This is a genomic window from Leucothrix mucor DSM 2157 (assembly GCF_000419525.1).
GTDB classification, from domain to species: Bacteria; Pseudomonadota; Gammaproteobacteria; order Thiotrichales; family Thiotrichaceae; genus Leucothrix; species Leucothrix mucor.
The window spans coordinates 3,712,076-3,734,036 of record NZ_ATTE01000001.1 but is presented as its reverse complement, the minus strand read 5'-3'; the positions used below and the strand labels follow the sequence as shown (position 1 = coordinate 3,734,036).

At 46.7% G+C, this 21,961-nt stretch carries 22 protein-coding genes; 16 read left to right on the top strand and 6 right to left on the bottom strand.

Going from position 1 to position 21,961, the window contains the following annotated elements; translation table 11 throughout:
* Positions 1-290 precede the first annotated feature (290 nt).
* A complete protein-coding gene (locus tag LEUMU_RS26585) occupies positions 291-920 on the top strand; it encodes a PD-(D/E)XK nuclease domain-containing protein (protein WP_022953528.1) in 630 nt (209 codons plus the stop codon).
* 15 nt (positions 921-935) lie between these two features.
* On the opposite strand, the gene tnpC is transcribed toward LEUMU_RS26585, so the two are convergent.
* Positions 936-2,402, bottom strand: a complete 1,467-nt coding sequence (gene tnpC / locus LEUMU_RS26580; protein ID WP_022950222.1) for an IS66 family transposase — start codon at positions 2,400-2,402, stop codon at positions 936-938.
* A 38-nt stretch (positions 2,403-2,440) separates the two neighbouring features.
* Between tnpC and LEUMU_RS0117115 the strand changes: the two genes are divergently transcribed.
* Genes LEUMU_RS0117115 through LEUMU_RS0117105 form a run of 3 tightly spaced genes read left to right on the top strand, consistent with a single transcriptional unit; the run spans position 2,441 to position 4,575 of the window.
* On the top strand, positions 2,441-2,815 hold the full coding sequence (locus LEUMU_RS0117115; protein WP_022953527.1) for a hypothetical protein: 375 nt from the start codon (positions 2,441-2,443) through the stop codon (positions 2,813-2,815).
* On the top strand, positions 2,812-3,885 hold the full coding sequence (locus tag LEUMU_RS0117110; protein WP_022953526.1) for a hypothetical protein: 1,074 nt from the start codon (positions 2,812-2,814) through the stop codon (positions 3,883-3,885). Before LEUMU_RS0117115 ends, LEUMU_RS0117110 begins: the two co-directional genes overlap by 4 nt.
* Positions 3,886-3,891: 6 nt before the next feature.
* Positions 3,892-4,575 carry a hypothetical protein gene (locus LEUMU_RS0117105; RefSeq protein WP_022953525.1) on the top strand — a complete coding sequence of 228 codons (684 nt, stop codon included), beginning with the start codon at positions 3,892-3,894 and terminating at the stop codon, positions 4,573-4,575.
* Positions 4,576-4,791: 216 nt separating this feature from the next.
* Here LEUMU_RS0117105 and abiEi read toward each other — a convergent pair whose 3' ends face one another.
* A complete protein-coding gene (gene abiEi, locus LEUMU_RS0117100) occupies positions 4,792-5,328 on the bottom strand; it encodes a type IV toxin-antitoxin system AbiEi family antitoxin (RefSeq protein ID WP_022953524.1) in 537 nt (178 codons plus the stop codon).
* Between the two features lie 167 nt (positions 5,329-5,495).
* Complete coding sequence (locus tag LEUMU_RS0117095; RefSeq protein WP_211223036.1) at positions 5,496-6,371, bottom strand: LysR substrate-binding domain-containing protein; 876 nt, start codon at positions 6,369-6,371, stop codon at positions 5,496-5,498.
* Positions 6,372-6,616: 245 nt separating this feature from the next.
* Between LEUMU_RS0117095 and LEUMU_RS0117090 the strand changes: the two genes are divergently transcribed.
* Positions 6,617-7,873: a M24 family metallopeptidase gene (locus LEUMU_RS0117090; protein WP_022953522.1), complete on the top strand. Its 1,257-nt coding sequence runs from the start codon at positions 6,617-6,619 to the stop codon at positions 7,871-7,873.
* 191 nt (positions 7,874-8,064) lie between these two features.
* Here the strand turns inward: LEUMU_RS0117090 and LEUMU_RS0117080 are convergent, their stop codons facing one another.
* Positions 8,065-8,835 (bottom strand): DeoR/GlpR family DNA-binding transcription regulator, encoded by a 771-nt coding sequence (locus tag LEUMU_RS0117080; protein WP_022953520.1) that lies wholly within the window; start codon positions 8,833-8,835, stop codon positions 8,065-8,067.
* Positions 8,836-9,097: 262 nt separating this feature from the next.
* Here LEUMU_RS0117080 and LEUMU_RS0117070 point away from each other — a divergent pair, with 262 nt between their 5' ends.
* From LEUMU_RS0117070 to LEUMU_RS0117035, 8 genes are all read left to right on the top strand, one after another.
* Positions 9,098-10,186 (top strand): ABC transporter ATP-binding protein, encoded by a 1,089-nt coding sequence (locus LEUMU_RS0117070; RefSeq protein WP_022953518.1) that lies wholly within the window; start codon positions 9,098-9,100, stop codon positions 10,184-10,186.
* 10 nt (positions 10,187-10,196) lie between these two features.
* Positions 10,197-11,285: an ABC transporter ATP-binding protein gene (locus tag LEUMU_RS0117065; RefSeq protein ID WP_022953517.1), complete on the top strand. Its 1,089-nt coding sequence runs from the start codon at positions 10,197-10,199 to the stop codon at positions 11,283-11,285.
* The gene (locus LEUMU_RS0117060; RefSeq protein WP_022953516.1) at positions 11,285-12,154 is read left to right on the top strand and encodes a carbohydrate ABC transporter permease; all 870 of its coding nucleotides are present in this window, start codon (positions 11,285-11,287) and stop codon (positions 12,152-12,154) included. Before LEUMU_RS0117065 ends, LEUMU_RS0117060 begins: the two co-directional genes overlap by 1 nt.
* 3 nt (positions 12,155-12,157) lie before the next feature.
* Positions 12,158-13,000, top strand: a complete 843-nt coding sequence (locus LEUMU_RS0117055) for a carbohydrate ABC transporter permease (RefSeq protein WP_040503991.1) — start codon at positions 12,158-12,160, stop codon at positions 12,998-13,000.
* Between the two features lie 11 nt (positions 13,001-13,011).
* On the top strand, positions 13,012-13,290 hold the full coding sequence (locus LEUMU_RS0117050) for a DUF2160 domain-containing protein (protein ID WP_022953514.1): 279 nt from the start codon (positions 13,012-13,014) through the stop codon (positions 13,288-13,290).
* A 24-nt stretch (positions 13,291-13,314) separates the two neighbouring features.
* Entirely contained in the window at positions 13,315-15,027 is a 1,713-nt protein-coding gene (locus LEUMU_RS0117045) for an ABC transporter substrate-binding protein (protein WP_022953513.1), read from the top strand.
* A gap of 128 nt (positions 15,028-15,155) precedes the next feature.
* Positions 15,156-16,442 (top strand): aminotransferase class V-fold PLP-dependent enzyme, encoded by a 1,287-nt coding sequence (locus tag LEUMU_RS0117040; RefSeq protein WP_022953512.1) that lies wholly within the window; start codon positions 15,156-15,158, stop codon positions 16,440-16,442.
* Positions 16,443-16,763: 321 nt separating this feature from the next.
* Positions 16,764-18,194 carry an alanine/glycine:cation symporter family protein gene (locus tag LEUMU_RS0117035; protein WP_022953511.1) on the top strand — a complete coding sequence of 477 codons (1,431 nt, stop codon included), beginning with the start codon at positions 16,764-16,766 and terminating at the stop codon, positions 18,192-18,194.
* Between the two features lie 62 nt (positions 18,195-18,256).
* Here the strand turns inward: LEUMU_RS0117035 and LEUMU_RS0117030 are convergent, their stop codons facing one another.
* Together LEUMU_RS0117030 and LEUMU_RS0117025 are read right to left on the bottom strand one after the other, a co-directional pair.
* The gene (locus tag LEUMU_RS0117030; protein ID WP_022953510.1) at positions 18,257-18,805 is read right to left on the bottom strand and encodes a hypothetical protein; all 549 of its coding nucleotides are present in this window, start codon (positions 18,803-18,805) and stop codon (positions 18,257-18,259) included.
* A gap of 376 nt (positions 18,806-19,181) precedes the next feature.
* Positions 19,182-19,931: a hypothetical protein gene (locus LEUMU_RS0117025; protein WP_022953509.1), complete on the bottom strand. Its 750-nt coding sequence runs from the start codon at positions 19,929-19,931 to the stop codon at positions 19,182-19,184.
* 219 nt (positions 19,932-20,150) lie between these two features.
* Between LEUMU_RS0117025 and pqqA the strand changes: the two genes are divergently transcribed.
* Genes pqqA through pqqC form a run of 3 tightly spaced genes read left to right on the top strand, consistent with a single transcriptional unit; the run spans position 20,151 to position 21,961 of the window.
* Positions 20,151-20,225, top strand: coding sequence for a pyrroloquinoline quinone precursor peptide PqqA (pqqA, locus tag LEUMU_RS29435; protein ID WP_157474511.1), 75 nt, complete (start codon positions 20,151-20,153; stop codon positions 20,223-20,225).
* Between the two features lie 60 nt (positions 20,226-20,285).
* Positions 20,286-21,200: a pyrroloquinoline quinone biosynthesis protein PqqB gene (gene pqqB, locus LEUMU_RS0117020; protein ID WP_022953508.1), complete on the top strand. Its 915-nt coding sequence runs from the start codon at positions 20,286-20,288 to the stop codon at positions 21,198-21,200.
* Positions 21,197-21,961: a pyrroloquinoline-quinone synthase PqqC gene (gene pqqC / locus LEUMU_RS0117015; RefSeq protein ID WP_022953507.1), complete on the top strand. Its 765-nt coding sequence runs from the start codon at positions 21,197-21,199 to the stop codon at positions 21,959-21,961. The genes pqqB and pqqC overlap by 4 nt, the downstream gene beginning before the upstream one ends.

Sequence of the window (21,961 nt, the reverse complement as noted above, 5' to 3'; positions counted from 1 at the left end):
GCAAAAATATACGATGGGGTTTTATAAATGGTTATCTTTAAGGTAATCGCTTGTTATTCTTCTTACTTGATCTTGTTTAAATAAGGCTTGCCATTGTTGTTTCTATTGAAATAATTCATTTTTTGACTGATAATCAAGCATTATGTATTCAGTTATTAATATTAGGATTTTTTATTAAAGCTTTCTTTAGTTTTTTACACTATTCGATAGCATGGGCCTGTAGTGCTTAGCATGTTATGTGGATGGGGCAATAATACATATGCAGAGTCTATACCTTAAAAGGATATTTAATGAGTGAGACAAAACAGATAGCAGAAATGGCTGCTAAGGTTTCTAGTGAGTTATTTGATGTCTTCAAGTGGGAAATGAAGGCAGTTGAAGACCATAGTTGGAAGTGTGTTGTCCCAGAAGACCATGGAGGTAAGGTTGACCATCCTTCAGATTGTGTTTTTTTCTATAGAGACCCATATAGCAATAAAATGATTTATATTAATACAGATCTGAAGAGTTATGCCAAAGGTTCAATTAGTAGGGATAAAATTCACTCAGCTGTAAAGTCACTTTCATATGCAGTAAACTGCGCTTCTATTAATCCTAATTGGAGCAATTTATTTAAGCCTGAAGGTGTCTATAACGTTATTGGTATGCTGTTTGTATATAATCACTGTGGAACTTATAATGGTGACTTTGACGATATAATGCTAAATCTTGATAAAGATGCAAATCATTTGGATCAAGAGGGATCGATAGTTGTACTAAGTCCTTATAAAATAACTGAACTAATGAGTATCGCAAATGATATTCAAGTAATGAGTTCAAGAGGAGAGCTTCCATCATCGGATAAGTATTGCTTTTATCATCCAAATGAAATGATGACTAAAAATCATTTTGATAACGACTATGATGAGCCTGCAACGTAACCCTTCACGGGGGGCTTACGCTGATATAGCGTGCTGACCTAAGGGTAGCCGTACGGTAATAGCCTCACCACACAGGCCTTGTTCACAGACTTTTCTCAATAGTCCATAAACGCCTAAGCCCAACCGCTTACAGGTTTCAGTCAGAGTCAGAATCACCGGACGGAACTGATCTCCTCTGGCAGACTGACTGAAGAAACTGGTTTTACGCCAGATCACATAAGGACGTATCGCACGTTCTGCTTCATTGTTGGTCATGGGAATCGCGCGATCCTGCAAAAACGTCCAGAGCATCGATTCATCCGCCAGCAGTCGTTTGCACTGATTGGCTGTTTTGCTGGCTTTTTTTAACGGGTCAGCGGGCGCGGTCTCACACCCCAGGCACAGTAGCGTATGGATCGCCTGTTTGAATCGTCGCATTCGTGTGTGGTAGCCAGCATCAGAATAGCCGCCCGATCGCCAACGATTACGACAGTGTACAATCAAGCGGGATAATCGCCAGAGTTGTTTCCCCAGCACCCCGGCCCGTCCCACACGTTCTGATATTTTCCGAAACTTACGGATAATATGCGCCCAGCAAAGCTGGCGCTTTTCGACCGGATAATCGTTGTAGCCGCCATGTTGGTCAGTGACCAGTATACCCTCAAAATTATCCAGTAAACCCTTCGCGGCACCTTTACCCCGAGAATGATGCGTTAGAAAGTAGACGACTTGCGAGGAACACAGCACCCAAAGCCAACGCTGCTCATTATTGCGGTAATGACTGGTTTCATCCGCATGAGCAACGGGTAAATTCCGTACCGCCTGACCCACTTGCTGATACAGCGGCAGCAACCATCCCGTGACCGAGCGGGTGGCCTGGCTCACGGCACCGGTACTGAAGGCGAGTTGCCAGTGATCTTTCAGTAAGCGTTGAATGTTTGACACCGATAAGGCATAAGCGCCATTCATCAGCGTAATCCAGCTGACCAGTCCCGGCCCCATTTGCCCACAGGGAACCGTGTCTGGCAAGCGAGCCACCTGACGCTTGCGGCAACCCGGACAGATTGCCTCATAAAGACAATGTTCAGTGACTTGACTGCGAACCTCAGGCAGGTCAAAGACCTGATGTCGCTGATAAGGCTCCTGAGCGACATCACACACCGCACCACAGGTGCATTGAGTGCCTGGGTAGTAATGAACTTGCTCATCCGTCGCAGACAGCTCTACCCGAACGCGTTGATGACCCTGATGACCCGGCTGGGCTCCTTGCTTGCGAGGACTCTTAGGCTTCTTCTCGCGCTTAGCCCGTTGTTCCGGTGAATCCTGGGACGGTGGTCTGGAGGAGTTTCTGGAAGAACTCCCGCTGCCTGCGATGTCTTCCAGCTCAGCGACACGCTGTTCCAGTTGGGTCACTAAATCCAATAACTGACGATTGAGACGCTGCGACGCCGCCAGATCCGCGGGCAGTTGGTGATTGAAAAGCGCCTCAGTTAGTTTGTTCATTGTTTAATCATAACGAATTGTGGCCTAAATGCAACCCCGTGAAGGGTTACCCTGCAACAGTGCAGGTTCTTGTATCTCCTTGGATAATAGTGAAACATTCTGAGTCTAAAAAGTGTGGTTCAGGTTATTTAATATATTATACAAGAGATGGAGCTGAGGAGGATGAATTTATATATTTATTAGATGCTATTTCATATTATCAGATTATAAATAATAAGAATGAAGTAAGAATAAGGTTTACTAAAAAAAACCAATATGCAGCAATTAATTTAAAAAGTGCAATAAAAAAATATTTTACTCAGCTTGGTTATGATGATGAATTAATTTCCAGTATTTCTGAATCTCTTGTTAAGGGAACGATTTCTGAAGTTAAGCCACAGTTTTCATCAGAAGAAATAGGGTTGTTATCATGAGTAGTGAGTACAGCTCTTTTGGTCGAAAGTTATACTATATGAATGATAAAAATATTCATGATGGTCTTCTCGCAAGGCGTGTAAAGGTTTCTGATCTGGTATCATTTCTTAGTTCTAGAGGTTTTATTGTTTCAAATCAAAGTACTAAAGCTGAGTTGTTGGAAGTATTGAAAACTATACGTTTTGACTATTTTGATTACAGCCAACTATCAAGTATTCTTGAGAATCCTGATAGGAAGGATAATATATCAAACGAGGTTGTAAATGAAAGAATATCTATTTCTACTCTTAAAAATACGATAGATAAGGTAAATGATTCATTAAAGATTGATGATGTTCAGCTTAAGCTTACTGTCGAATCAAAAAAGCGACTAAGTGTTGAGGTCAATTATGTAGATGTAGATTTTACAAAGCCTCCGATGAGACAAAAAAGCACCAAGAAAGAAGTTGTGGAAATAAGAGTTGATGATGATTCTGCCAATATTGTTTTTCCTGCAACTGAAATGGGGAAAAGAGTAAAAAATGAAATAATTTCTCAAGTTTCTAAATATTTGAATAAAAAAATTACTCCAAAAATAATAGATTTTAGCTATAAGAGTTGTGAATCTAGAACACTATTCTTCACAAGATTAATCCGTGAAATCCCCTCTTATGATGTTTTTGATGTTGTAAGCACTTCTGTTAAAAGCTCCTCTGATGAAGCAAGCAAAACAGCTACAGATACTATAACTGGATTGGTTAGAAATGCTGTATTAAAAGGGCGTGCAGTACTTGATTCTAATATTTACCAGAGTTTGCCAGGGAGTGAGTATTATATTTATAAGATATCCTGGAAAATAAGGGAGGTTAAGCCTGGAGTTACTTCAGAGGTGGCAGACTGTTATAGTGTCGAGGCTCAATTTGATGATACTGAAAATAGTAAGGGGTTTCGTTATCTAGTAAAGCAAGTTCAAAGATATAGTAATGGGAAATTGAATTCAACTTATGGAAAACTAAGCAAGTCAGAAGTTGATGAGTTGTCAGATAATATTTACAGAACAGCATTAAAAATTTATGAATCAATTAACTAATATGTTATGAAGAAAAGAGTTTTATTATTTGAAATAAATTCCGATTTAGACTTAAGGTCTATAGCAAACAGTATGCTTGTTAATAGATACACGCAGGATAATCCTGCTGGGTTTTTTTTAACTAAGGTTGATGAGTTTAAAATAAAAGGAAGGCATGTTTGCAAAATTGATACAGTTGAAGAGGTTACAAGCCCTTTTGGTGATGTTCTTCAAAAATCAGTTGAGCAATATATTGAGAATGAGTTTGTTATTCATAGAGAATTTTTAGAGCTGTATGAGCCTAGCAAGACCCTAAGGTATTTCAAAAGAGACTTGTTGGAGTCTTTTAGTAATAAATTGAAATTTTTCGATTTTAAAATAAATACATTTGGTTTTTTGAATTTTTTGTTAGACAAGTACGACGGATCCTATATTAAGGAGGTGGATTTAATTTCATTTGATATAGTGAAAAATGCCAGCACTAGGATGAACATTAAAGGTGATAGAAATATTCTTAACAATGTGAATGATTTGTTTGACCGTGGTAGCTATACATTGAACAAGTTTTCTATTTTATTAGGAAGGCCAAATAGTCATGACGTGGTTGTTGAAGTAAGCGGAAAAGGTGGTTTTAATTTTTCTTCCAAAGACTTAGATCGTGATTTTATTGAAAATTTTTTAGAGTTTAGTAAGAAGTGGGGAGTAGTATAGAGATACTTCGCGCAGTAAAGGCTATAATCGGGTAAGGACTGGCGTCTAACTAGCCCTCTCCCCCAGCACCATGCATGCGGGACCGCACAGGGCGTTTCACTTAAGATGGTGAAGCGCGATCCAACCATCCCGCAGCGAATAAAGCCCTTCAGATTTCAAATAACCCAGCCGCATAAATAAAGTCTTAGGCAGGTATCCCTTGAAAAGTCCGCTTGTTCAATCATGACAGAGTGCCTTCTCATTAACCAATTGCAAATTCCTACCAACACGTTTTAAGTCTCTCCAAGCAGTGCTGGCCTTGGCAAAGCGCAAAGGGCGACCAACATCCAGAATATTTTCCAGTATGTCGCTGACAGTACGTTTTGTATGTATGAACTCAATGGTCCCGTAAGGTGTTTTGAAGACTCCCTTTCTACCTGTAGTCATTACGGTTAGGTGGTCAATTGGGATTTGAGAAATTACACCATACTCAGACAGTGCTGACTCAAGACTGACATAATTATATTCTCCACGACGTAGAGCTTTAGCGATATGTTCGATGGTGTCGCTGCCTTTGTGATTGCTCAGTGCGTAAAGGTAAATACCTTTGCTGGCACGTGTTAGTAGACCACTCTTGACCAATCGATTCACTCCTTCCTTGAGCGTTTTTGGCTTGTCATCAGGAAACAATTTACTGAGATCATTCAGGGTGAATACGAATCTACCTTGCTGATCCCAATGGGTTAATGCTGTGATTGCTGACTTTTGATTCATGAATTAAGTGTTCATTTTGACTACTTATACATAGCCTATGTGTCCACTTATTGCTTGGCAATGGTTGAAACTAAAAAGCCGGCTCAAAATCATCAATTACAGAGATAGCCACCTCCGCCGTCAAAGACCCAGCCGGAATGGCGGCCTAAATACAATCCCGTGAAGGGTTACTTCAAAGTTTGATAGCTTTTCAGCCATTCAAAGAATAGCAGGGTATCTTCAGTTATAGGTTTGGCTTCGTTCAGCGCCAGCCAGTAGCTGCGGCCTGACAATACACTGAAATCAGACAGCCGAACCAGCTGGCCCTCCTGTAGTTTACTGTCAATCAGGTATCTGGTTCCTAGGGTAATTCCCTGGCCCCTTTTGGCAGCATCAATCAGCATGATGTAGTTATTAAACCGGCTGCTTATCTGTAAATTATCAGTATCGACAGACAGTGCATCAAACCAGATTTTCCAGTTAATCCAGTTCGGCTCTATACGTTCGAAATCCAGCAGTTTGTAGTCCATCAGTTCTGTTGGGGTATTACCTGTAAAGGGGTGGTTATGTAGATACTCCGAGCTGGCAACAGGAAACATCTCCTCTGTAAATAGGGGCTTCATCTGCCAGTTAATACGTGGACCCGGATCGTAGGCAATTGCAATATTGACCGCTTCGCTGAACAGGTCTCTGGTTTTGTCAGAAGTAATCACCCGGATATGGATTGCTCGGGAGCTGTGGGCCCGGTAAAAATCATTGATCGCATTACCCAGCCAGTAATGGGACATAGCGGTGTTTGCCGAAACAGTGATAGAGGTAGTGGTATCTGTTGCCAACTGCTCGTCTACAGCATCCGCTAGATAGTTAAATGAGGCTCTGACTTTATGGTGCAATTGTTCGCCCCGCAAAGATAGGCTGACCCTGCGGCCATGGCGTTCAAATAGTTTAAAGCAGAGATACTCCTCAAGGTACTTGATCTGTTTGCTGATCGCAGCTTGAGAAACATGCAACTCTTGGGCTGCTTGGGTGAAATTCAGGGTGCGTCCAGCTGCTTCAAATGCCATGAGGCTAGTCAGAGTTGGTAAGCGATGTCTTAAGCCCTTCATAACTTCATGTTATCTGTAATGATGAAAATTTAACGGATGTACAGTCAAAAAGTCCCGCCATATACTCGATTTCAGTGATATTACAGGGTGTTGGCAGTTATAGAGGTAAACATAGCACCAATATAACTGCTGAGTATATGGGATCAGGTTATTAGCGAGAGCTTTCTGCTTTGCTGCCTCAATAAAAAGTTAAGGACTATATTATGACAACACTGGATTGGCACGCTGAGCGCGCAGATTTGGCAGGTCTTACACTGCTGGATCAGGCACCGGAAAGCTTGGGGATCGATCTTAAAGCGGTACGGCTGTACCGGCTTGGTCGGGTCCGGGCGGAAATGGAAAAACGTAATATCAATGCGCTGATCATTTCTGATCCGGTCAATATTCGTTATACCTGTGGCGCGCGGAACATGCAGATCTTCTGTGCCCGCAATACCCCCTCACGCTATCTGCTGGTTACCCCACACAAAAATATATTGTATGAATTTACAGGATGCGAACACCTCGGTCAGGGTTTTGAAACCATCGACGAAGTACGTCCATCCATGACCGCGAGTTTTGTTGCTGCAGGTCCCGATATTAAGCAACGGGAAGTGCAGTGGGCCAGAGAGATGAGCGCCACAATTGTTGAGCTGGTGGGTGCCGGTGCCAGAGTGGGTCTGGAACGAATGAATGCTGGCACTGCAATCGCTATGTCAACAATGGGACTCGATATTTGTGATGCTCAGGAGTCCTTAGAGATGGCTCGCAGTATCAAGTCGGGTGAAGAGTTGAAGTGTGTTGTAGCCTCGCTGCGCATGACCGAACGGGCGGTAGGTCGACTCAGGGCGGCTATACAACCGGGGATGACAGAGAATGAACTTTGGTCGGTCTTGCATCAGTCAGTGATTGCCGAAAACGGCGATTACTGTGAGACCCGTTTGCTTAGTTCTGGTGCTCGAACTAATCCCTGGTTTCAGGAAACTGCCAGTAAAGTGATTGGCGAGAATGAACTGATCGCTTTAGATACCGATGTCGTGGGGTGTCATGGTTATTACTCCGATTTTTCCCGCACCTTTCATTCGGGCCCCGGCAAGCCATCTGAGCAACAGCGCACCTTATATAAGGTTGCTTACGAACAAGTCCAGCATAACCTCGATATTATCCGGCCGGGTATGACCTTTAAGGAGTATTCCGACAAGGCCTGGAATATTCCTGAAAAGTATCATGCTAACCGCTATTACCTGTCTTCGCATGGGGTTGGAATGACAGGTGAGTATCCATACTTGTATCACCATTCAGATTACACGGATGCGGGTTATGACGGAGAAATCCTGCCGGGTATGACGCTTTGTGTTGAAAGCTATATTGGTGAACAAGACAGACACGAAGGTGTGAAGCTTGAAGAGCAGGTTTTGGTCACCGAGAGCGGCATTGAAATTCTTTCAAAGTTCCCGTTTGAAGAAGGTCTGCTGAGCTGATTAATAACGTCCTGATAATAAAAAGCCAGCTCAAAAATGAGCTGGCTTTATAAAACCGTCAATTCACATCACGGCGGCTTTAATACCGCTAACAAGTACACAGTTAGTCTACGACCACTACTTCGTCATCATAGATGCTGAAAGTAACACGGTTAGACTGGAAACGAACGCCATCACTTGGATTCAAGCTGTTATGCATCAGCTCCAACCACATGCACCGCCACCTTATGCTGTTCACACACTGCTCTAAATTGCTCCGAAACCAGCTCATCGGTAAACACATCCGTTAGTTGTGAGACATGCCCAACCCGCACCGGCGCATTGCGTTCCAACTTACTCTTATCTACCACCAAAAAGCGTTCCCGCGCATTGCTTAAAATCGCCTGCGTGACCCGCGCTTCGCGATAGTCAAAGTCCAGCAGCGCGCCTTCCTCATCCAGCGCCGAGGAGCCGATCACCGCATAGTCGAGCTTAAATTGTTTGATGAAATCCACTGTCGCCTCACCGGTAATGCCCCGGTCGGAATGGCGCAATACGCCGCCGGCAATAATGATTTCGAAGCTGGTATTTTGCAGCAGGATATTCGCCACATTCAGATTATTCGTGACCACCATCAGGTTGCGATGGTGCAGCAGTGCTTGCGCAACGGCTTCGGTCGTGGTGCCGATATTGATAAAAAGTGAACTATTATCAGGAATTTGCGAAGCGCAGAGTTGGCCAATTGCAGTTTTTTCATCTCTGGCCAGTACTTGGCGTTGTTCGTAATGAACATTTTCGATACCGGAGGCCAGCAGTGCGCCGCCATGGGCGCGAACCAACAATTTCATCTCACACAGCACATTGAGGTCTTTGCGAATGGTCTGTGGTGTGACATCAAATGAGTGAGCTAAGCCGTCGACGGTGACTTGTCCGGTCTCTCTGGCGCTCGCCATTATTTGTTGCTGGCGGATCGAAAGTTGCATAGTTTACCTCCTGTTAGGCGGGCCTCAGCATAGCCTGTTTTTTTATTAAAACGAATGAAATATTGGCCTACGGAGGCTAGATTGCCAGAAAAACAGCACAAAATGAATAAAAACGAAAATAGTATTGAAAATATGAAAACAAACGAAGATACTAAGGCGATACTTATTGTCCGCTAAGCGATACTATGTTGCGTAGTGGATGAATGAACAACACAAGTCCGTTGCACTGACTGAGTGCAGCACTTGAGAGGGAGGAGACCGAATGAGTTTGACACTGGAACAGGTATCCGGGGTCGTCGGGGGACAAACACACATTTACCCGACAGATCTTACGCTTACCGCCGGAAGCTTAAATGTTTTGCTGGGGCCAACGCTCTCGGGCAAAACCAGCCTGATGCGCCTGATGGCGGGGTTGGATAAACCAAGCGCCGGAAGGATACTCTGGAACGGTGAGGATGTGACTGACCAACCGGTGCAAAAGCGCAATATCGCGATGGTGTACCAACAGTTCATTAATTACCCTGCGATGACCGTTTACGACAACATCGCCTCTCCGCTAAAAATCCGTGGCTTAGATAAAGCGGCAATCGAGCGTCGCGTGATGGAAGCGGCTGAGCTAATGAAGCTGGGGCCGATGTTACAGCGTCGCCCGATGGAGCTTTCCGGTGGTCAGCAGCAGCGTTGCGCACTGGCGCGTGCCTTGGTTAAAGATGCCGATTTGGTGTTGCTGGATGAGCCGCTGGCTAATCTCGATTACAAATTACGCGAAGAGCTTCGCGAAGAACTCCCCCGTATTTTCACAGCCTCTGGCGCGGTGTTTGTTTATGCGACTACCGAGCCGACCGAAGCCTTATTACTCGGCGGCAATACTGCAGCGATGTGGGAAGGTAAAGTCACCCAGTTTGGCGAAACGCTGGATGTTTACCGTCGTCCTAACGATATTGTGACCGCTCGCGTATTCTCCGAGCCGCCCATGAACTTCCTCTCGATTACTAAAAGTGGCCAGCAGTTTAGCTTTGGCGATGGTCAAACTAATGCCGCCAGTGGTGCATTGGCTGGTTTGGCCGATGGCAAGTACACCATGGGTTTCCGTGCCAATCACTTGCGTTTAACGCGGCCCAATGCTGACGCCATTTCGATTAAAGTTACCGTGAATGTCGTTGAGATTACGGGTTCTGAGAGCTTTGTTCATTTGCAGCATGCCGATGACCGTTGGGTTGCCTTAGTACACGGTATTCAGCAGCCAGCATCGGGTACTGAGCTGGAGGTTTACGTTGATCCGGCGGATGTGTATGTGTTCGGGACTGATGATGCATTAGTACTTGCACCTGCAATCGCAGCAGCCGCCTGAGGAGAGAGACATGGCAGAAATTCACTTAAAATCATTGGCGCACAGCTATCATCCAAACCCGCAAAGCCCGAATGATTTCGCTTTAAAAGAAATCGATCATATCTGGGAAGATGGCAAGGCCTATGCGCTGCTTGGTGCATCGGGCTGTGGTAAATCCACGCTGCTGAATATCATTTCCGGTTTGCTGCACCCGAGTCAGGGGCAGGTATTATTTGATGGCGAAGATGTCACGCAGTTACCGACTGAGAAGCGTCATATCGCGCAGGTTTTCCAGTTTCCGGTGGTTTACGACACGATGTCGGTGTACGACAACTTAGCCTTTCCACTACGTAATCGCGGGCATCAGGAAGATGTGATTAAAGAACGCGTGACTGAAATTGCTGCGATGCTGGAAATGACCGATGTGCTAAAGAAAAAGGCGCGTGGTTTAACCGCGGATGCTAAGCAAAAGATCTCACTCGGCCGCGGCTTAGTCCGTCAGAATGTGGCAGCGATTTTGTTCGATGAGCCACTCACCGTAATCGATCCACACTTAAAATGGCTATTGAGAATGCAGTTAAAAGCCCTGCATCAGCGCTTAAATCGCACCATGATTTATGTGACACACGACCAAACCGAAGCACTCACCTTCGCCGATAAAGTGGTGGTGATGCACGATGGTTATGTGGTGCAGATTGGTACACCACAAGAGTTATTCGAAAAACCAGAGCATACTTTTGTTGGCTACTTCATCGGCAGTCCGGGCATGAACGTGATTCCGGCAGAACTCGATGGTACCTCGGCCAAGCTTCAGGGTAATCAGATTGCTCTACCGGCACGCTATCAAGCTAAAGCCGGTGACAAAATTGAAGTCGGTATTCGTCCGGAGTTCGCGCATTTGAGTAAAACGCCAAGCGAGGGCAGTTTGCCGGTGAGCATCAAGCGCATCGAAGATATTGGCCGGCATAAAATTGCCCGTGCCGATTTTCATGGCCTTGAGCTAAACGCCATCATTCCCGAAGGCGTTTCGATTAGCGATGAATACACTAACATGAGCTTCGAGACAGACAAGATTAACGTCTATAACAACGACTGGCTAATGCAAGCGGAGGCGTCCTGATGAATAAGACGTGGAACAATAAAGCGTGGTTTATGGTACTGCCGGTGGTCATTCTGGTGGCCTTCAGTGCGGTAATTCCTTTGATGACGGTGGTGAACTACTCGATTCAGGATACCTTTGGAAATAACCAATTCTTCTTTGCTGGTTTTGAGTGGTTTGAAGAGATTTTACGCTCGGAGCGCTTTCATGATGCGCTAGGGCGGCAGTTCTTGTTCAGTGGCATTATTCTGGCAATTGAGATTCCGCTGGGAATTTACATTGCCATGAATATGCCCTCTAAAGGCTGGGGTGTGTCGGTCTGTTTAGTCCTGATGTCATTGCCCTTGCTCATCCCCTGGAACGTTGTTGGCACTATCTGGCAGATCTTTGGCCGTGTGGATATCGGTCTGTTAGGCGCGACCATGGCTGCATTGGGCATTGATTATAACTACACCCAAAACGTGATGGATGCGTGGATTACTGTGGTGGTGATGGACGTTTGGCATTGGACTTCACTGGTGGCGCTACTGTGCTACGCAGGCTTGCAGTCAATTCCAGAGGCGTATTATCAAGCGGCGCGGATTGATGGCGCGAGCAAGTGGGCAGTGTTCCGTTATATCGAGTTACCTAAAATGCACGGCGTGCTGTTGATTGCGGTGCTGCTGCGCTTCATGGATAGCTTTATGATCTACACCGAGCCATTCGTAGTGACTGGCGGCGGGCCGGGTAATGCCACCACCTTCTTATCAATCGATTTGGTAAAAATGGCCATCGGTCAGTTTGATTTGGGGCCAGCGGCGGCATTCTCGCTGATCTACTTCCTGATCATTCTATTAATGAGTTGGGTGTTCTATACCGTCATGACTAATCTAGACAAGCAGGGAGGCTGAGCCATGAGTGCAACAACAATGAATCAATCACGACTGGCTAGCATAGGGATTACTCGCAGCGGTATTGTGATGTTTATCTACCTGCTGTTTTTGCTGCTGCCGATTTACTGGCTGCTGAATATGAGCCTGAAAACCAATGACGAGATTTTGTCTGGCTTTTCTTTATGGCCACAAGACCTGACCTTTGAAAATTACATTACGATTTTCACTGATCCCAGCTGGTACTCGGGCTATATCAACTCGATTACTTATGTAGTGATGAATACCATCATCTCCATTTGTGTGGCATTGCCGGCGGCGTATGCGTTTTCGCGCTACCGTTTCTTAGGTGATACGCACCTGTTTTTCTGGTTGCTGACTAACCGTATGGCACCGCCCGCAGTATTTGCGCTGCCGTTTTTCCAGCTCTACAGTTCAGTGGGTTTGTTTGATACGCATATCGCGGTGGCACTCGCGCATTGCTTGTTTAACGTACCGCTGGCGGTGTGGATTCTGGAAGGCTTTATGTCGGGCATTCCAAAAGAAATCGACGAGACTGCTTACATTGATGGTTATAGTTTCACCCGTTTCTTCACCCGTATCTTTATGCCACTCATCGCATCAGGAATCGGTGTGACCGCGTTCTTCTGCTTCATGTTCTCATGGGTAGAATTGCTACTGGCCAGAACGCTGACGGCGGTTGCCGCCAAGCCTATTGCCGCGACCATGACGCGTACCGTGTCGGCTTCGGGGATGGACTGGGGTGTGCTGGCTGCCGCTGGAATACTCACCATTATTCCGGGTGCCTTGGTTATCTGGTTTGTTAGAAACTATATCGCTAAGGGTTTTGCCCTCGGTCGGGTGTAAGGAGATTTGTCATGGAATTTGGCTGGATGGGATGGACTTGGCAGACTGCTACGTTTTTTGGATTAATTGCTTTAGCGCTGGTCGGGATGACAATTTTCTCGATCAAGCGTCCGCAAGCGCCTCGCAAGGGCATCTTGCAAATTGAAACAACGCCGGGCGACCGGTTATTTATTTCATTGTTAGGCAGCGCCTTTATTTGTTTGGGCTGGCTGGCAATGTTTGGTTCACCGTTATGGTGGGCACTGTTGGTGTGTTGCACCTATGCCGTAGCGGTTTTCCGCTGGGTATAAATTTTCCAACCTGAGGAGAGGAATATGAAAGTTAAGTTGTTAACAAGCGTCATTACCGCACTGTTGGTCACTGGCTATAGCCAGCTGGCAATGGCGGATATGGACGCGGCTAAGCGTCTGGTGGCGGATGAGTTTCAACCGTCAACCTTATCGCAGGACGACCAGCTAAAAGAAATGGAATGGTTCATGAACGCGGCCAAGCCATTTAAAGGCATGGAAATTAACGTCGTTTCTGAAACCATCGCGACTCACGAGTACGAAGCCAAAACACTGGCCAAAGCCTTTGAAGAGATCACCGGCATCAAGGTTAATCATGACCTGATCGGTGAGGGTGATGTGGTTGAGAAACTGCAAACAGAAATGCAATCCGGCAAGAGTATTTATGATGCTTACATCAATGACTCGGATCTGATTGGAACGCATTACCGCTACCAACAAGTGGTTCCACTGTCGGACTACATGACGGGCGAAGGTAAAGACGTTACTAACCCCATGTTGGATATTGATGACTTCATCGGTAAGTCATTCACCACAGGCCCAGACGGTAAGTTGTACCAGCTGCCAGATCAGCAGTTTGCGAATCTGTACTGGTTCCGTTATGACTTATTCTCTAAGCCAGAAATTCAGGCCGAGTTTAAAGAAAAGTACGGCTATGACTTAGGTGTTCCGGTTAACTGGTCTGCTTATGAAGACATCGCTGAATTCTTCACCGGCAAAGAAATTGATGGCACCACTTACTACGGTCACATGGACTACGGTAAGAAAGATCCATCCCTTGGCTGGCGCTTTACCGATGCGTGGCTCTCAATGGCTGGCGCGGGCGACAAAGGAATCCCGAACGGTTTACCGGTTGATGAGTGGGGCGTGCGCGTTGAAGGCTGTAGCCCGGTTGGCTCAAGCGTTGAGCGTGGCGGTGCAACTGATGGCCCAGCGGCCGTTTACTCAGTTAGCAAATACGTGGATTGGTTGAAGAAGTATGCACCACCAGCGGCTGCAGGTATGACGTTCTCTGAGTCTGGCCCTGTTCCTGCTCAAGGTGGCGTCGCACAGCAAATGTTCTGGTACACCGCATTTACTGCTGACATGGTTGATGCAACCGGTGCAAAAGCGGTACTGAATGAAGATGGCTCGCCAAAATGGCGTATGGCTCCTTCACCACACGGCGCATACTGGGAAGAAGGTATGAAGCTGGGTTATCAGGATGCGGGCTCTTGGACGTTAATGAAAGCCACACCACCAGAGCGTCGTAAAGCCGCTTGGTTGTATGCGCAGTTCGTTGTGTCTAAAACCGTTTCTCTGAAGAAGAGCCATGTGGGTCTGACCTTTATCCGTGAGAGTGATATTCAGGATAAGAGTTTCACTGAGCGTGCACCGTCACTGGGTGGTTTGATCGAGTTCTATCGTTCACCAGCGCGTTTGCAGTGGTCTCCAACCGGAACCAATATTCCTGACTATCCTAAGCTGGCTCAGCTGTGGTGGCAGAATATCGGTGATGCCTCTTCTGGTGCGAAAACACCTCAGGAAGCAATGACAGCTCTGGCGGAAGCGCAAGATAAAGTCATGGAGCGTTTAGAGCGTGCCGGCGTACAGGGCGAGTGCGGTCCTAAGTTGAACGAGAAGAAATCACGTGAATACTGGTTAAGCCAGCCTGGTGCTCCAAAGCCTAAGCTGGACAACGAAAAGCCAGCCCCTGAAACCATCGGCTACGATGAACTGCTGAAGTCTTGGACTGAGTAAGTTTTAAGGTTTGATGGATGAAAAAGAGCCGGTACTGATGTGCCGGCTTTTTTTATGTAGCCCTGTTATCAGCCTGACTTTTAGTGTCAAATAAGGCACCAACACACTAACACTCAAGGTTAAACGCTATGGAACCCTCATCCCTGAAACATGGAAAACTATTTTCAGATGCATTGATGCAACACGTTAAAGACTCCTTCTACCATGTTGATAGCGACTATAGCGGCCGGCGGCGTTTGTTTTTTGATAATGCGGGTGGCTCATTCCGGCTTAAAAAAGCGGTTGAGACTTATGGCGAAGTGGCTGCCACACCGGACTGTGCTGAGCGCATTCACAACACGGCAGTTTACTTGCAAGGCTTAGAAAACCAAGCCGAGCAAGATTTCAGGATGCTGTTAAATGTTGAAGGTGGCACAGTGTACACTGCACTCACCGCCTCCAAAGCCATGTTTGATATGGTGAGAGTCATCTCTGAAAATGAGGCTGGCACCAATATGGTCACCACTGTGCTGGAGCATCCATCCTCTTTTGATGCGATGGAGTTAAATGCGGAGCGTACAGGTCGTGATCTTCGGGTTGCGAAAAGTAATCCAACAACCGGCGGGGTCGATGTTGATGAGGTGATCAAGCTGGTCGATGAGCATACGTCCTTATTGAGTGTGATGTATGCCTCGAATATCTCGGGCGCGAAGTTGGATATTAAAGCCATTGTTGCCGCTGCCAGAGCGATTAAGCCGGATCTGTTTATTATTGTCGATGCGGTCCAGCATGCGCCACATGATGTGATCGATTTAGCCGAAATCCCAGTCGATGGGATTAATATTGCGCCGTATAAATTCTTTGGTTGCCGGGGCATGGGGCTAGCTTGGATTTCAGAGCGTGCAGCCGTGTTTCAACACGATAAGCTGGGCGGTAAAAGTGCCGAAGTTTGGAACTTAGGCAGTGCCGATCCTGCGCAGTTTGCCATGTTTAGTGAAGTCGTTAATTACGTGTGCGAACTTGGCTCTCACGAAACAGATAGCACTGAACGACGTGCACAATTTGTTGCCGGTATGAAGATGATTTGTTTGCATGAGCGCGCATTACTTTCACGCCTGCTAAATGGTGCTGAGGGCGTAATCGGTTTGCGTGAAATGGATGGCGTGGATGTGTATTTGGACTATGAAGATTTGACCGTGCGGGATTTGATTCTTGCCATCAACTTTAAAAATATAGAGCCTGCAAAAGCAGTGAAAATTTATGATGAGCAGGGCGTCACCGTTTTTGAACGTGTGAACACCAGTTTGTATTCGAAGCGGATGTTGGAGTCGTTTGGGCTTGAGGGCGCGATCCGCGTTTCGCCACTACATTGTCATTCAACAGCTGATATTGATGAGTTTTTGGCGATCACTCAGCAGATGATCAATAGCCACTAATTCAGTGGGCCGCATGTTGCGATGATATGTGGCCCTTTGATTTTATTGTTAACTTAATGTTATTTATAGAAATATCGCTGAAGCACCTGATACTAGTTAATATTTAGTATTGTAATAATAGAGAATCGGTATAGTATCGATGGTTAATCGCCGGACTTATCCCTCCCCAAAGCAAAGCTAATGGGTCCGGTTATTAGCGTAAATTTGGTGAAGCGCGGCAGCTTGACCAAATTTCGATACAAACCCAAGCGTGTTAGACCTCAATCCTAACGCCTGAATCTATCTAACACAATCTTCAATACTACACACACAGGAGCTAAAATGGAGTTTATTAAGAGTTTCTTTGGAACCGTGGGGGACTTAACCTGGGGTTGGTCACTCATCCCATTCCTAGTCATCATCGGCATCTTCTTTACGATTGTTACGGGCTTTGTGCAGTTCCGTTTTTTCGGGCGCATGTTCCGTGTTCTATCCGGTAAAAATCAAAGTGGTGATCCCAATGCGATCTCCGCGCGTGAAGCGCTACTTGTCTCGGTCGGTGGCCGTGTCGGTGGTGGTAATATCGCGGGTGTTGCGGTTGCGATTACACTGGGTGGCCCTGGTGCCGTCTTCTGGATGTGGGCAGTTGCCCTGGTCGGAATGGCGACCAGCTTGGTGGAGTGCTCATTGGCGCAGCTTTACAAGCGTCGCACACCAGACGGTCAGTTCCGTGGTGGCCCTGCGCGCTCGATCATTCACGGCCTTGGTCCTCAGTTTAAATGGTTAGCGGTGTTGTACGCAGTGTGCCTGATTGCCGCGTTTGCATTGGGCTTTAATGCATTCCAGGGTAATACGGTGGCAGGTGCGGCGCAGGATAGTATGGGCATCGATCGCCTATACACCGGCATTGGCTTAACCATCATTACGGGCTTTATCGTGTACGGTGGTATCCGACGCATTGCTAAAGTCTCTGATGTGATTGTGCCAGTGATGGCAGTGGGTTATATCGCAATGGCACTGATCGTTATTATCATCAATATTGGTGAAATTCCTGCCGTACTGTATAGCATTGTTGCCAATGCCTTTGGCTGGGAAGAGGCCGTCGGTGGTGGTATGGGAGCCGCGATTGCGCAAGGTTTGCGTCGTGGTTTGTTCTCTAACGAAGCCGGTCTGGGTTCTGCGCCAAACGTGGCCGCGACTGCGGATGTGCGTCACCCAATCAGTCAGGGTATTACACAGTCGTTCTCGGTATTTATCGATACGATTATCATCTGTTCGTGTACCGCGTTTGTGATTTTGCTGGGCGATGTGTATGTGCCAGGCGCTGAGGGAATCGACGGAATCGTACTCACACAGCAATCCATGGTTAATCACTTGGGTGAGTGGGTGAAGTACTTCCTGACTGCTGCAATCCTGTTGTTCGCATTCAGCTCGATCATTTACAACTACTACTTGGGTGAGAATGCCTTGTCGGTGATGACTGATCATCCAGCCTCATTGCACATTCTGCGTATCGTTGTAATGGGCTTGGTGTTCTTGGGTGCAGTAGCGCCTGAAGCGACGTCAGTGTTCTTCTTCTCTGACCCGATGATGGGAATTTTGGCTGTAGTCAACTTGCTGGCCTTGATGATGTTGTTCCCGATCGCAATGCGTTTGTTGACGGATTTCCGCCAGCAGTTAAAAGCCGGTGTGGAGCGTCCCGTGTTGCATGTTAAGGATTATAGCGACCTTGATATCGACGTGACCGCTTGGAACCATAACGAAAATAAGTAAGTAGTGAGCGTTTGCTACAAAAAGCCTCTGCAGTGATGTAGGGGCTTTTTTTATGGTGTTTTTTAGCGGGTGATTTGTTCTTTTATTGGAGTTAGAGCATCTAGCTGGGGCATGGTTTGGAACATCGTTGCCGACTCACACCATGGGTAGGGGAGTTTGCTTACCCAGCCGAGTATTTGATCGGCAGTTTCTGGGGTAAGCACAAGCATCTGTTCGATGGTTATGACTAGCTCATCAGCTAAGCCATTGGCTGCGTTATCAAAGTGCCAGTGATATTGGCCGCAACCGACTCGGACATTCCCATTCGCTTTGTCAGACATGCCGACTAACCAATTGCAGGAGAGGCTGTCTTCGTTGCTATCGACAGAGTCAGACAGGCAAAAAGTGTAGATGTTTTCGTAGGTTGCGCTGAATTTTTTGATTAGTACGTCTGTGATTTCATCTAAGCCGATAGCGGTGGAGGGGAAGGAGATGTTCTCGGTTTTTACTTCCATTTTTAGTGTTGCTGATGGAGTGAATACTTCCTTCATTAGGTGGGGCTTGTTTTGGTCTTTGGCCGAGAGGTAGTTGAGGAGTTTGTTTGCTTGGCTTTTGCTTGCTTGTTTCATCATGGTTTAATTATCTTTTTTTGGGGTGGGTATTTGTTGGTAGCACTTTGAGTCATGCTGCATAGGTGCTCTATTGTGTTCATGGATTTTTGCAATCAGTTGGGTAAATACCGACTGCTCACCTATGCTTGTCAGTGGGGCGTTTCACTTCAGTTTTCCCGCTATTTGTAAACTAGAAAGCCCGCGATTTGTAAGGTACAACACCCGCGATTTGTACATTAGGATAAGTCACATTCAGGTTTTCTTTTATTTTTAATGTCTTAAGTCCACCGATTGGTAGCGGAATATGGAACCACGAAACCGCTGCTCAAAACGTATTTCGTGCAGACCTTGCATCCGTTCGTGAGCCTTTTTAAAAAATAGACTGCGGCGTGTGGAGCTACTGAGCAATCAAACTCCTCACCAACACCGGATCAGGCTCACCAATCTCCATCTGCTCCCAAATCCCTATTGGAGTATTAATCGGCCTAGGGATTGATTGTGCTTTTGACCAAGTCTCGCCGTTATCGTCAGTGATGTACTGGTACCACTGCTTCTTAGGATTCTCACTATCCTCATACAAGGTCGCCGTTGCCAGCACCACGCCCTTACCAGTATCACTAATATTGAATGCGATGATGTCAGCATATTCCATTTTCCAAGTCGGCTGATTGAGGTCATCCGGACTAATAAGCTCGCCACAAAGTGCGCTCTCTTGCGTAAGATACAGATACTCAATCGGGCCGGGCGCTTCTGAGGTATGCATAAAGAATATCCAATAAGCACTGCGATCAGCATTGGTATAAGCCTGTGTAATGGAAGTCCCCGTACGGATGACTCTGGCTTGCCACGTCTCACCTTGCTGCTGATAAACCAGCGGGCCGCCGCCCAAATCCATGCTATCGCCAAGTATCAAGGGTAGTGGCTCCTTGTCGATACTCAGCCCTTGCAGCAAACCCTCTGCTAAATAATCAGCTGGCTCCACTGCGTCCATTGGGGCGATGTGGCCACAACCATAGTCGTTGTTGTAGTCATTGAGAATTTTCTCGTGGCGCGTCATTGGTTCTTCATCTGCCCATGCGGGAGTCATTGCACAGCTCCAGGCAATGCCGAGTGCGATTGCCTTTATTGCTAATTGCTTGCTTAACATCCTATTTCTCCGATAAATGATTCTTCACCACTGGCTATTAGGTGGTCTATTCAGCCCTCAGTTGCCTGAGAGTCCGTGAAAGCGTTCTACAGTCCAAGAATCACCGTGTGGTGTGTAAACCGCAGAAAATAACTGCTAGCGTCAGGGCTGAAAGCGTAAACTTTCAGGACAATGTCTGCAACCTGGCGGATATCGTTAACACCAACGAGGAGAAACATCATGAAATGGCAAAAACCAAGTTATACAGATCTGCGTTTCGGCTTTGAAATCACAATGTACGTGATGAATCGTTAATGACTGTCGGAAAGGAGAGTCTGCTGGCTCTCTTTTCCACCGATACTATTCGGGAGTTTCATGCATATAAGAATTTTAGGTTCTGGTGCCGGGGGTGGCTACCCGCAGTGGAATTGTAATTGCCAGAATTGCCAACGGGTCAGGCAAGCGGAATACCGTCACGAAGCCCGCACCCAATCATCCATTACCGTCAGCGCCGACGGGGAGAATTGGGTGTTAATCAATGCCTCACCCGATTTACGGGCGCAGTTTGAATCCTTCCCCGCCTTACAACCTGCACGTGCAGTACGCGATACCGGCGTTTGCGCCATCATTATTACCGATGCGCAAATCGACCATACGACAGGCCTGTTAACCCTGCGCGAGCACACTAAGCCTTGGGATATTTACTGCACTGAAGCAGTACATAACGACCTCACAACCGGCTTTCCGCTGTTCAATATTCTAGGGCATTTTCGGGGTGTGAACTGGCATCCGGTCGATACCGATCAACAGGCTTTTGATATCCCTCAAGCGCCCGGTTTGCGCTTTACCGCAGTGCCACTTAAAAGCGAAGCGCCACCGTTTTCTCCGCACCGCCACAACACTGTCGCTGGCGACAATATCGGTTTATTAATCGAGGACCTGAATACTGGAAAGTCGCTATTTTATGCGCCGGGATTAGGTGAAATCGAAAGCCAAGTGAGCGCAAGGCTAGAGGCTGCGGACTGTGTATTGATTGATGGCACGATGTGGACGGACGATGAAATGGCGCATGAAGGCATTAGCGATAAACGTGCCAGCGAAATGGGGCATTTGGATCAATCCAGTGAGGGTGGCATTTTAAGTGCGCTGAAAAATCTTGAGGATACCCGCCGGATTTTAATTCACATCAATAACACCAACCCGATTCTGGATACGCAGTCTGCACAGCGTCAGATGCTGGATGAGTTAGGAATCGAAGTCTCTTACGACGGGATGGATATAGTGCTATGAATTATGCCGATCGCTTAAATGTCATCACGCCAGAGACTAAAACACTGGCACCTTGGTCCCGCGAAGAGTTTGAACAAAAGCTGCGGGATAAGGAAAAGTATTATCACATCAACCATGAGTTCCATGTGTTGATGAATAGCGGCCAGCTTGAAAAGCCTGCGATTCAGGGCTGGGTGGCGAATCGCTTTTACTATCAAACGGCGATTCCGGTAAAAGATGCCGCGATCATGTCTAACTGCTGGGATCGTGATGTGCGCCGTGGCTGGGTGCAGCGTATTTTAGATCACGATGGCTACGCGGGTGAAGCAGGCGGCATTGAAGCATGGCTGGCATTGGGTGAAGCCGTAGGCCTAGACCGTGAGGATTTGCTCAGTCATCGCTTGCTCTTGCCGGGTGTGAAGTTTGCGATTGATGCCTATATCAATTTTGCACGCACCCAGCCTTGGGAGATTGCTGCCAGCTCGTCACTGACTGAGTTATTCGCCCCGACGATTCACCAAAAGCGCTTGGATAACTGGCCGCAACACTATTCATGGATTGATGCCAGCGGTTATGACTACTTTCGTAAACGCTTGAGTGAAGCGCGCCGCGATGTTGAGCATGGCCTTGAAATTACACTGGTTTATTACACGACGCGTCCGCAGCAGGAATTTATGCTCAATGTGCTGCAGTTCAAACTCGATGTCTTATGGACGATGCTGGACTGCATGTGGATGGCTTACGTGGCGGACAAACCGCCGTATCATAATGTGGAGGAATGA